Annotated in this window: 1 protein-coding gene; it reads left to right on the top strand. The window is 43.3% G+C overall.

Annotated features, from left to right (window positions below; translation table 11 throughout):
• Positions 1-87 precede the first annotated feature (87 nt).
• Positions 88-954 (top strand): carbohydrate ABC transporter permease, encoded by an 867-nt coding sequence (locus QUA04_RS29790; RefSeq protein WP_333264443.1) that lies wholly within the window; start codon positions 88-90, stop codon positions 952-954.
• The last annotated feature ends 151 nt before the right edge of the window (positions 955-1,105 follow it).

Here is a 1,105-nt window from a genome sequence, read left to right as displayed (position 1 = left end):
TCTTTGAACACAACTTGATATTTTTTATTATATCATATTAGTTGTTTGTGTAATTAATTTTGTTTGACTACTTATCATATCCCAACAATGAACAATCTCAAAACTAAAAAACCAAATTCCCCAAACAACACTCCCTCGCGGTGGAGCACACTGTGGACGTACAGCATCATGAGCGCGATCGCACTTTTAATGCTGTTTCCCTTGCTGTGGCTGCTCAGTACCTCCCTCAAATCCCCCAACGAAAACATCTTTCAATTTCCCCCGCAACTGTGGCCCCAACAGCCAACCCTCGAAAACTTCATCAAAGTTTGGCAAACCAACCCCTTCGGCCGCTACCTGTTCAACAGCACCCTAATTGCCTGCCTCACAGTTAGCATCAACGTCCTCTTTTGTGCCCTCGCCGCTTACCCCTTAGCCAGACTCAAATTTCGCGGCCGCGAAGCCATCTTAATCACGATCGTTTCCACAATCATGATTCCGTTCCAAATAGTCATGATTCCCCTATACATATTGACTGTACAACTCGGGCTAAAAAATAGTTATTTAGGCGTAATCTTTCCAGGGCTAGCCTCAGCCTTCGGGATATTTTTATTACGACAAGCATTTTTAGCAGTTCCCAAAGAACTAGAAGAAGCCGCCCGCATCGACGGCTGCAGCGAATTAGGCATTTGGTGGCACGTCATGATTCCGGCAATTAAGCCGGCTTTAGTTACTTTAGGAATTTTTGTATTTATCGGTTCTTGGAGCGATTTTCTGTGGCCGCTGCTAGTTTTAGACAGGCCGGAATATTACACTTTACCTTTAGGGGTAGCCAATTTAGCCGGGACATTTTCTTTAGATTGGCGTTTAGTTGCGGCGGGTTCTATTATTTCTATTGTTCCAGTTTTAGGACTATTTTTGCTCTTGCAAAAATACATTGTGCCAACAGAAACTGCTGCTGGAGTCAAGGGATAGAATCAAGATAAACAATCGGCGTTAATCCGCGTTCATCTGCGGTTAAAAATTAAAATCTTTTGAACTCACAACTCACAACCCACATTCCGCAGATGTGGGTGGAATTTTTTTATCAGTTGTGAAAAGTGGGAACCCCAAAGTTTTTCCGTTG

It is taken from the genome of Microcoleus sp. S13_C5 (assembly GCF_036700845.1).
Classification (GTDB): Bacteria; Cyanobacteriota; Cyanobacteriia; order Cyanobacteriales; family Microcoleaceae; genus Microcoleus.
This window is presented reverse-complemented; position numbering and strand designations above follow the sequence as displayed.